Source organism: Marinobacter sp. DSM 26671 (assembly GCF_900112835.1).
Classification (GTDB): domain Bacteria; phylum Pseudomonadota; class Gammaproteobacteria; order Pseudomonadales; family Oleiphilaceae; genus Marinobacter; species Marinobacter flavimaris.
In genome coordinates, this window is the sequence record NZ_FONF01000024.1 from 41,501 (window position 1) to 50,928 (window position 9,428).

Consider the following 9,428-nt stretch of genomic DNA (forward strand, 5'->3'; position numbering starts at 1 on the left):
CCGGCGTCAGTCAGTCCTGATGTCGGGCGCGCCTGTTTTCAGACGTTGGTTAAACAGCATCCGGCGGCCTTCGGCCTCGGCAACGTCCGAAAGATAGAAACTGACCGATGACCCCGGCCCCCTCTGGGCCAGAAGGCCCGCATCGAGAGCGCTCAGGCAGCCGATTTTCGGATAGCCGCCAATGGTCTGCCGGTCTTTCATCAGAACAATGGGCTGACCGTCTTTCGGTACCTGAATAGCCCCATAGGCAATCCCCTCCGAGACAATCCCGTCCAGATCCGAATAGATGGCATCACCTTTCAGTCGATACCCCATGCGATCGATATTCTGGCTGATTTCGTAATCGCACGAGAAAAACTTCTCCCGCTGAACTATAGAGAAGCTCCGATACTGATAGCCGGGAATAACCCCCAGGCGCAGGTGTTGTTGATAATCGGGGACTTCCGGCTCGGGAAGAAAAGCTTCAACAAACGATGCGTTTTTCTCAAACTCCAGCGTATCGCCCTTGGCCAGTTTCGCGCCTTTGCCATCCAGGCCGCCCAGGCCCTCGCGTGCCACGGTGGCGCAACTGCCAAGCTTCATGGCTGGCTTGAATCCGCCGCTGACCGCCAGGTAGGCCCGCAAGCCGTTCACAGGCGTGGTGAAGTCCAGTCTGTCGCCCTTATTGATGTGATGGGTGCGCCAGGGCGCAATGGCCTGATCGTTGATACGGGCGCCCAGATCGCCGCCGGTAATGGCAATGCAGGCCTCATGGTTCGCCTTCAGGCTGAACCTGCCAAAGGTGATTTCGATCTGTGGGGCATCGAGATCATTGCCCAGCAGGCGGTTCGCCCAGAAAAATGCAAACTCGTCCATGGGGCCGCCGGTGGTCACGCCCATATGCTGGTAGCCGTGGCGGCCGGCATCCTGAACAAGGGCCAGCATTCCGGGTTCGAGGACTTCAAAGCTCATCGAGGTTGCCTCCCAGCTCCAGGAATTCGTCCCGGCTTATGGCGCGAAAGCGCACCTGATCGCCGACCTGTACCAGGGCCAGAGAGTCGCTGTCCCAATCCACCATTTTCTGCGGCGTGCGGCCAATGATTTGCCAGCCACCCGGTGTGCAGCTCGGGTAGATTGCGGTTTGGGTGCCTGCGATACCGACGCTGCCGGTAGGGACTTTCAGTCGGGGCGTGGATTTCCGCGGAATGGCAATCCGTTCGTCGGTACTTCCCAGGTAGGCAAACCCCGGAGCGAAGCCGATGGCGTAGACCTGATAAAGCTGTTCACTGTGAATGCGAACGACCTCGTCCCGGGACAGGCCGGCATGCTCGCAGACATCCTCCAGGTCCAGACCCACTTCGCGATCATAGTAGACGGGCAGCTCGACGATGCGGGCAGAGTCGCCCTCGGTGGAACCATCATCCTCGGAGTCGATCGCTGCGCGTACTCTGCGAACGATGGCAAACCGGTCAGCCTGTTCCAGATCCCAGGTCACCAGAATTGAGGTGTATGAGGGAACCAGGTCAACAATGAGGTCGGACATGTCGCGCCGCAGCCGGTCTGTGGCCCGCTTGACCAGGCCTGCGGATTCCGCACCGATCTGGTCGCCAAAATACACCATGCAGGTGTTTTCGTTGACCGACTCGATCCTCATAGCGCTTCCACGACCTGTCGCATATGCCGTGCAGCGTCGACGGCATGGTAGCTGTCGCCGTGAATACAGATGGTATCGGCCTTGATCGGAATATGTTTGCCCGAGATCGAGGTGACCGTTCCTTCGCGGATAATCTGGGTGACCTGCGCCTCAATGGCTTCGGTTGTCTCGTGCACGGCACCACGAACCGACCGTTTTACCAGTCTGCCCTCGTCGCTGTAGGCGCGATCAGAGAACGCCTCGAACCAGACCTCGATGCCATATTCGTCCGCGCGATCCTTGACCTGTTGCCAGTCCGGCGTTGCCATGACCACCAGGGGGCACTTTGGTGCGTAGGAGCGAACGGCGGACATAACCACGGACAAGGTGGTGTTATCGACCATCATCCGGTTATACAGGGCGCCGTGGGGCTTCACGTAGGAGATGGAAGTGCCATGTACCTGGCAGATGCCGTTGAGCGCCGCCATCTGGTAAACCAGGATAGCCTTGAGCTCGTCCGGGCGGCAGTCCATGTCCCGACGGCCAAACCCCAGCAGGTCCGGGTAGCCCGGGTGGGCGCCAATGGTCACGTTCTGGGCCAGAGCCAGTTTGACCGTGTGGTCCATGGTCAGCGGGTCGGATGCATGAAACCCGCAGGCAATACTGGCCATATCAATGTAGGGCATGACTTCGGCATCCATGCCCTTGGTCCAGGTGCCGAAGCTCTCGCCCATGTCGCAGTTGAGTTTCATTGTGTACCTCCGAAAAACGTTGTGTCCTGCATTACCCCTGGCTCATGGTCTGGGGCAGGTAGGTGACAATCTCCGGGAACCAGCCGATCAGGAAAAGTGCTGCCATGATCAGCAGGAAGAACGGCAGGGCTGCCCGGGCCACGTACAGTATGTCTTTACCTGTCAGGGCCTGGATGACAAACAGGTTGAAACCCACCGGGGGCGTAATCTGTGCCATCTCTACCACCAGCACAATAAAGATCCCGAACCAGAGCAAGTCGATGCCGGCCTGCTGAACCATCGGCATGACAACCGCCACGGTCAGAACCACAACCGAAATCCCGTCCAGGAAACAGCCGAGCAGGACGAACAGCACTGTCAGTCCAACCAGAAGTTCGAACGGTGACAGGGACATGCTGCCGATCCAGGCGGCCAGTTCCCGCGGAATACCCAGGAAGCCCATGGCCAGGGTCAGAAAGTGGGCACCGACGAGAATCAGGCCGATCATGCAGGAGCTTTTCACAGCGCCCAACAGACTGTCCTTGAAACTCTGGATGCTGAGTGAACCGGTTGCGGCCGCGATGATCAGCGCGCCGAACACGCCCAGTGCAGCGGCTTCGGTTGGCGTGGCAAAACCGGTATAGATAGAACCGAGTACGAAAATGATCAGGCCAACGATCGGGAGTAGCATCTTCAGGGCCTTGATCTTGACCGAGAACGCCAGGTTTTCCTTTTTGGTGGTTGGCAGCTGATCTTTGTTGAGCTTGGCCCAGATCATGGTGTAGCCCATGAACATGGCAACCAGCATCAGGCCGGGCAGAGCACCGGCAATAAACAGGCGGCCAATGGAAACTTCCGCGGCCACGCCATAAACAATCAGAATAATGGAGGGTGGAATCAACAGCCCCAGCGTGCCGGAGCCGGCCAGGGTGCCTACCGCCATCTTGTCGCTGTAACCCTGGGCCTTCAGTTCCGGCAGGGTCATTCGGCCAATGGTTGCGGCCGTGGCAGCTGAGGAGCCGGAAACTGCCGCAAAAATGCCACAGCTCAGAATATTCACATGGAGGAGCTTGCCGGGCAGTCCGCCCATCCAGGGGGCCAGACCCTTGAACAGATCCTCGGAAAGTCGGGTACGAAACAGAACCTCGCCCATCCAGATGAACATGGGCAGGGCCGTCAGGGACCAACTGGTACTGGCGCCCCAGCTCGATGTGGCGAACAACAGGCCGATCTGATCGTTGCCTGAGAGCAGCAGGCCCAGAACGCCAATGCCAACCAGCGTCAGAGACACCCACACGCCCACCGCGAGCATCAGGATCATCGCCACGGCCAGTACAATGGAGAGAAACGCGATATCCATTACACGTCCTCCAGGTTCAGCTCGTCTTCATGCTGCTGATAGGACGGTGTGCGCTTGCGAATCACAGCAACCAGATCGTCCAGGATGGCAATGTTGAGTGCGGTCATCCCCAGTGCAACCGGAACCTGCGGGATCCAGATGGGAACGGGAATATAGCCGTGGGAGACCTCCTCGAAAATGTAGGATTCCCAGACCATGTGCCAGCAATAGAATGTCATATAGCAGGCGAGTGCGAACCCGAAAATAAGTACGACCAGCTCCTGCCAGAATCTCGGCCGTGCCGACCACTTCTGGATAACCAGGGTGACCCGGATATGGCCGCCGTTATGAAAGGTGTAGGCAAGACCGAAGAAGGTGGATGCTGCAAGCGCCCAGCCGGACACGTCTTCCGCTGATGGAATGATAAAGCCGAACAGGCGGCCGACGATCTGCGCCAGGATGACGACCATGATCAGGGCGATGCAGAAACCAGCAGCGTAGCCGGATGCCAGATAAAATTTCTCTCGAAGAGAGTTCATAACGGATGCCTCCCGGAACAGCCTCCCGATATTCGGGAGGCTTCCGTTGAGTGAACTTTTAGCGGTAGTTGGAGAGGATAGCGCCGACTTCTTCCGGTGCTTCCTGTTTCCACTCTTCCACCATGATGTCGCCGATCTTCTGGAGTTCGGCCATCAGTTCATCAGACGGTTCGGAGACCGTGATGCCATTTTCCGCCAGAGTGGCGGTGTCTTCAGCGGCGGTCTTGCGAACGCCTTCCCAGCCTTTGGCCTCGGCCGCAGCGGCCGCATCCAGGATCACCTGGCGCTGTTCATCGCTCAGGCGACGGAAAGCACGCTTGTTGACGACCACAACGTTCTTGGGAATCCAGGCCTTGATATCGGTGTAGTGGGAAAGGTAATCCCAGGCCTGCCCGTTGGCGCCTGTCGACGGTGAGGTGATCATGGCATCAATAATGCCGGTGCTGAACGCCTGCGGGATCTCGGGCACCTGAACCGTTGTCGGGGTTGTGTTCATCAGGTCAGCGAGACGCGAAGTGGAAGGGCTGTAAGCCCGCATCTTCAGGCCTTGCAGGTCTTCCAGGGTGTTGACCGGGGCTTTGGTATACAGGCTCTGGGCGGGCCATGGCACGGTGTAAAGCAGGGTCATGCCTTCCTTGTCCAGCTGCTTTTCGATCTGGGGCTTGGCGGCTTCCCAGAGTCTTTTGGCATCTTCGAAGCTGGTTGCCAGGAACGGAATGTTGTCGTGTTTGAACACCGGATGGGTGTTGCCCATGATGCCGATGAAGATTTCACCCAGCTGCACCTGACCGGTTCTTACTGCCCGGGGAATTTCCGGGTGCTTGACCAGGGAGGCACCGGAATGAACGGTGATGGTGAGGTCACCATCGGTGCCGTTTTTAATGTCCTCGGCAAAACCGTAGGCAATCTGGGTAGGCAGGTTGGCATCGCCGTAAGGCGTTGGCATGTGCCATTGCTGAGCCTGAACGGATGAAGTCAGCAGCGCCCCGGTAACCAGGGTGGCTGTGGCGAGTTTTTTGAACATAACGAATCTCCCGTGTTTCTGTTTTTTTATCGTTTCAGTTGAACGGCGGCTTCAGAGTACCGCCAGTTCTTCATTCAGCCGCTCGGTAAGCAGCATTTTTCCCGGTACATGGGTTATTGCGAAAGGCAGGCGAGCGTTCTCGAGGGCCAGTTGCGGGGTAACCCCGCAGGCCCAGAACAGCGGAAGTTCGCCCGGCCTGATCGTTACCGGATCTCCAAAATCAGGCTGGTTAACGTCCTCAATGCCAATGAGCGCCGGATCGCCGATATGAACCGGTGCACCGTGGGCCTTTGGCAGGCGGGTCGTAATCTGTATCGCGCGGATTGCATCCGCACCATTGAACGGGCGCATGGAGACCACCATGTTGCCACTGAACGGGCCGGCGGGCCGGGTAGCGATATTCGAGCGGAACATTGAAACGTTCCGTCCCTCGTCCACGTTCCGCACCGAGAGCCCGGCCCTGATCAAGGCATCCTCAAACGAGAATGAACAGCCCAGGACAAAGGTCACCAGGTCGTCCCGCCAGAGGCTCTTGAGGTCTGTGGCTGTCTCTGCTCGCTCGCCATTCCGGAAAACCTGGTATTCAGGCACATCGGTCCGGATATCCAGATCGTGTCCAAGGTCGGGGAGGGTCGGGTCCCCGGGTTGAGACATGCCGATCAGGGGACAGGAAACCGGGTTATTCTGACAGTATAGGAGAAAATCCCCGGCCCATTCGGACGGCAGGATGACCACGTTCCCCTGCAAGAGGCTGTTGGCCAGGCCACTTGTGGGCGCTGTGTGGGCGCCCGAACGAATGCGAGCGCGTAATTCTGAGGCCTGATCAAGCAGGTTGTTCTTGAAATCGGAATACGCACCGGTGTGCATGACGGTAACCCCTGATTGAAATTGTTTTTTACAACTAAATTTCAGGGTATACCGGCTGGTGAAAAAGTCTAATTATCGTTTTTTAGGTCTGGCGATAAGTTTTCGTGATGTGTTGTCCGGTCGTATTCGTCAGAAACCATCACACCAAGGTTTGCTGCGAGTTCGGCAATCGGGTTGAAAGGGGCACCGGAATAAGACGCGGTGAAGGCGAGCTCGGAGGGCGTCCACGAGGTGTTGAGCTGGACCAGACGACCGCTTTCCAGTTCATGCTTGATCACGCTCAGCGGAAGCGTAGAGATACCAATGCCATCCAGGGTCAATTGCCGGCAGGCTGCCAGCGAACTTGAGGAATAGAAACGGGCAGGGAGTTCATCCATCTCGCTGAATTTCTGGCTGATTTCAGCAAAGGGTTTGGTGTTCCTGGCATAAGTAATGATGGGCCATTCGGCCAGCTCCTTGAGAGCCAGGAGCCGATCCGGGAGGTTGAGCTCGGGACTGGCGACCCAGATCAGTGGGAAACTGCAAAGCGCGCGGTTTTCAATTTTCGGCTCAGATACGGGCCCCATCAGGAAGGCCAGATCGAGGCTCCGGTCCAGCAAACCGGATCGGAGGTTGCCGGAGACATCCACGGTAATTTCCACATCCAGATTGGGGGCCGTTTCGTGCAGTTCCCGGAAAAAACGCGGCAGCCAGGAGTGCACAATTGTTTCGGAGACCCCGAGCCTGAGAATGCCGGAGAGCGACGCCCCCCGGTCTGCGCGCTTGCGCAGCTGCTGGGCCATGAAGACAATTTTCTCGGCATAGGGCAGCAGCTCCTGCCCCTTGCTCGTAAGCTTGCTGTGCCCGGATTCCCGCTCGAACAGCCTGACGCCAAGCTCGTCTTCAAGCGCGGCAATTCGGTTTGAAATGGCTGGCTGGGTGGTGTGCTGGTGCTCGGCGGCCTTGCGGAAGCTGCCAAGCGTTGCAACCCAGATGAAGGTCTCCAGACGCTTGAAATTCATTGGTTATCGGACCTCTGAGGGGCCTACAGAGCGGCGTAGCGCTCGTGAAGGATGCCAACCCTTTCGACATAGGCCTTTGTTTCGGCGTAGGGCGGTACCCCCTGGTATCGACTGACGGCGCCAGGCCCCGCGTTGTAGGCGGCGGTGGCCAGCCGGATGTCACCATTGAACCGGTCGAGCATCTTGGCCAGATAATGCACCCCGCCACGGATATTCTCGGCAGCCGCCAACGCGTTCCGTACACCCAGTTCTTCAGCCGTGCCGGGCATGAGTTGCATCAGCCCCTGGGCTCCCACCGGGGAGAGGGCTTTTTCATTGAAGGCCGATTCGGCGTGAATCACAGCGCGGACCAGCGCGGGATCAACTCCGAACTCCTGTGCCGCGGTCTGGATTTCTGAATTGAAGGGTTTGGTGAACAGCGGCGTTTTGCGCCAGTCGACGCTGGATTCCGGGTCGCAGGCGTAGCAGTGGAAACGGATAACGTCGAACTCGGCAGCAGCCGGCTGAATACTGCTGTAGGCAACCACGCCGTTGTCATCCGTATAGCGGTAGACGGTGTCGTTACCGCTGGAGGCTCTGGGCTGGCCGGCACTTTTTACGTTGGTGAATTCGACGGTGCCATCCGGGTGCACGATACGCTTGATGCCGTCCGCCAGGGCGGATGCGGACAGGGCAAGCACAAGAGCTGCGATGGATGGGATCAGAAGAGATCTGCCGATGTTCATTACTCACTCGCGAAAGATGCCGTCTGTGGCCGGCTTCAGGTATTCTTTGAATACCGCCGTTGGCTGAATTATACGGGCTTGCGGGTCGGAATAAAGCGCGCGCTGTGTCGTAAAAATGTTACGTTCTGCGTTTAATGCCGGCCAGTTCTCATTCTATGGAGAGGTCCCTCCAGAGCATCATGGTTAACCCGACCGACACAGGCAACCTCGTTCTCATCGGCATGCCCGGCAGCGGCAAGAGCACGGTGGGTGTGCTGCTGGCCAAACGTCTGGGTTTCGGGTTTGTCGATACCGATTTGCTCATTCAGGAAGAAGCCGGTCGTACTCTCCAGGCAATTGTAGACCAGGATGGCTACATAGCCCTGCGTCGAATAGAAGAACAGGTGCTTCTCAAGCTGGATGTCCGGCACAAGGTTATCAGCACGGGAGGCAGCGCCGTCTACAGTGAACGTGCCATGGAACATCTCAAAAGCAACGGCACCGTGGTGTTTCTCGACATCCCGCTTGAACTGGTTATCGAGCGAATCGGCGATCACAGCATGCGGGGCATTTCCCGGAGGCCGGATCAATCTTTGGACGCCCTGTTCGAAGAGCGTTTTGAACTGTATTCCCGGTATGCGGACGTGACGGTGAAAGGGGAGGGTCTCAATCAGGATCAGGTCTGTGAGGCGGTGGTCGAGAGCCTTATTTCGCCGCAATACTGAACTTCAGTATTAGCTCAAGTTAAGGTGCATCCAGACAGACCTCGCTGCTACAGTCCCATGATGGGTTGGGAGGACTTAATGATGAAGAACTGGACTTACGCACTTGCGATCGTTTTTGCTGGACTGTTTTCAGGAACGGCTCTGGCTGAAACATCACCCGAGGATTCTTCCGTGGAGTCGCTTAAGCAGGAAACCCGTGAGTTGGGTGAGGCGCTTCAGGAGTATGGTTCTGATCAGAAAGAGCAGGCCGAGGATTCGATCAACAAAACATTGTCGGCCCTGGATAAACGCATCCAGGAGCTTGAGCAACAACTCTCGAAAAACTGGGACGATATGAGCGATACCGCCCGGGAGCGGTCCCAGAAGAGCCTCGAGTCGTTGCGGGAACAGAGGGCGCGTGTCCAAAACTGGTATCAGGAACTGAAAGACAGCTCGGCATCCGCCTGGGAGAGGGCTCGAAAGGGATTCTCCGATGCCTATGAAGCGCTTTCAGAGCAATGGAACAGCACCGAGGAGGAGCTGCAGGACTCGGAAAAACGCTCCGAGAGCCTGTAAATAAATCTGTGTAACTGCCCACCCCATTACAGGTGGCCGTCCAGGCGGTCACCGAATTCGATAATAAAGCGATTCAATGCCGGCTTCCAATCACGGATCGGCATGGTCCATTTCTTTGAGGCCTGTTGGATCGCCAGGAAGGCCACTTTCAGGGCCGAGTCATCACTTGGGAACAGCTTCCGGCGCTTGGTCGCTTTGCGGATCACGCTGTTCAGCGACTCAATGGCATTGGTGGTGTAGATCACTTTCCGGATCGCCGGCGGGTACTCGAAGATGGTGATCAGGTTATCCCAGTGGCTTTGCCAGGAACGAGAGATCTGTGGGTATTGGC

Annotated in this window: 12 protein-coding genes; 2 read left to right on the top strand and 10 right to left on the bottom strand. The window is 57.5% G+C overall.

All coding sequences use genetic code 11. From position 1 onward, the window contains the following. Positions 1-6: 6 nt before the first annotated feature. The 9 genes from BM035_RS19320 to BM035_RS19360 form a co-directional block, all read right to left on the bottom strand. Complete coding sequence (locus BM035_RS19320) at positions 7-951, bottom strand: 5-oxoprolinase subunit C family protein (protein ID WP_053112790.1); 945 nt, start codon at positions 949-951, stop codon at positions 7-9. Next, positions 941-1,633, bottom strand: a complete 693-nt coding sequence (gene pxpB / locus BM035_RS19325) for a 5-oxoprolinase subunit PxpB (protein WP_008173822.1) — start codon at positions 1,631-1,633, stop codon at positions 941-943. The genes BM035_RS19320 and pxpB overlap by 11 nt, the downstream gene beginning before the upstream one ends. Further along, positions 1,630-2,364 (bottom strand): 5-oxoprolinase subunit PxpA, encoded by a 735-nt coding sequence (locus BM035_RS19330; protein WP_053112789.1) that lies wholly within the window; start codon positions 2,362-2,364, stop codon positions 1,630-1,632. The genes pxpB and BM035_RS19330 overlap by 4 nt, the downstream gene beginning before the upstream one ends. 31 nt (positions 2,365-2,395) lie before the next feature. After that, entirely contained in the window at positions 2,396-3,703 is a 1,308-nt protein-coding gene (locus tag BM035_RS19335; protein WP_014577956.1) for a TRAP transporter large permease, read from the bottom strand. Beyond that, positions 3,703-4,221: a TRAP transporter small permease gene (locus BM035_RS19340; protein WP_014577955.1), complete on the bottom strand. Its 519-nt coding sequence runs from the start codon at positions 4,219-4,221 to the stop codon at positions 3,703-3,705. Before BM035_RS19340 ends, BM035_RS19335 begins: the two co-directional genes overlap by 1 nt. Before the next feature lie 58 nt (positions 4,222-4,279). Beyond that, positions 4,280-5,245, bottom strand: coding sequence for a TRAP transporter substrate-binding protein (locus BM035_RS19345; protein ID WP_014577954.1), 966 nt, complete (start codon positions 5,243-5,245; stop codon positions 4,280-4,282). Between the two features lie 51 nt (positions 5,246-5,296). After that, positions 5,297-6,112 (bottom strand): putative hydro-lyase, encoded by an 816-nt coding sequence (locus BM035_RS19350; protein ID WP_053112788.1) that lies wholly within the window; start codon positions 6,110-6,112, stop codon positions 5,297-5,299. Between the two features lie 68 nt (positions 6,113-6,180). Further along, positions 6,181-7,113 (bottom strand): LysR family transcriptional regulator, encoded by a 933-nt coding sequence (locus tag BM035_RS19355; RefSeq protein WP_014577952.1) that lies wholly within the window; start codon positions 7,111-7,113, stop codon positions 6,181-6,183. A gap of 23 nt (positions 7,114-7,136) precedes the next feature. Further along, positions 7,137-7,838, bottom strand: coding sequence for a lytic transglycosylase domain-containing protein (locus BM035_RS19360; protein WP_062781562.1), 702 nt, complete (start codon positions 7,836-7,838; stop codon positions 7,137-7,139). Positions 7,839-8,017: 179 nt separating this feature from the next. On the opposite strand from BM035_RS19360, the gene BM035_RS19365 reads away from it, so the two are divergent. Next, positions 8,018-8,542 (top strand): shikimate kinase, encoded by a 525-nt coding sequence (locus tag BM035_RS19365; protein WP_092033854.1) that lies wholly within the window; start codon positions 8,018-8,020, stop codon positions 8,540-8,542. Positions 8,543-8,620: 78 nt separating this feature from the next. Continuing rightward, positions 8,621-9,097: a hypothetical protein gene (locus tag BM035_RS19370; RefSeq protein ID WP_092033857.1), complete on the top strand. Its 477-nt coding sequence runs from the start codon at positions 8,621-8,623 to the stop codon at positions 9,095-9,097. A gap of 26 nt (positions 9,098-9,123) precedes the next feature. Here the strand turns inward: BM035_RS19370 and BM035_RS19375 are convergent. Further along, positions 9,124-9,428: transposase (locus BM035_RS19375; RefSeq protein WP_139216046.1), on the bottom strand; the 305-nt coding region annotated here is incomplete at its 5' end.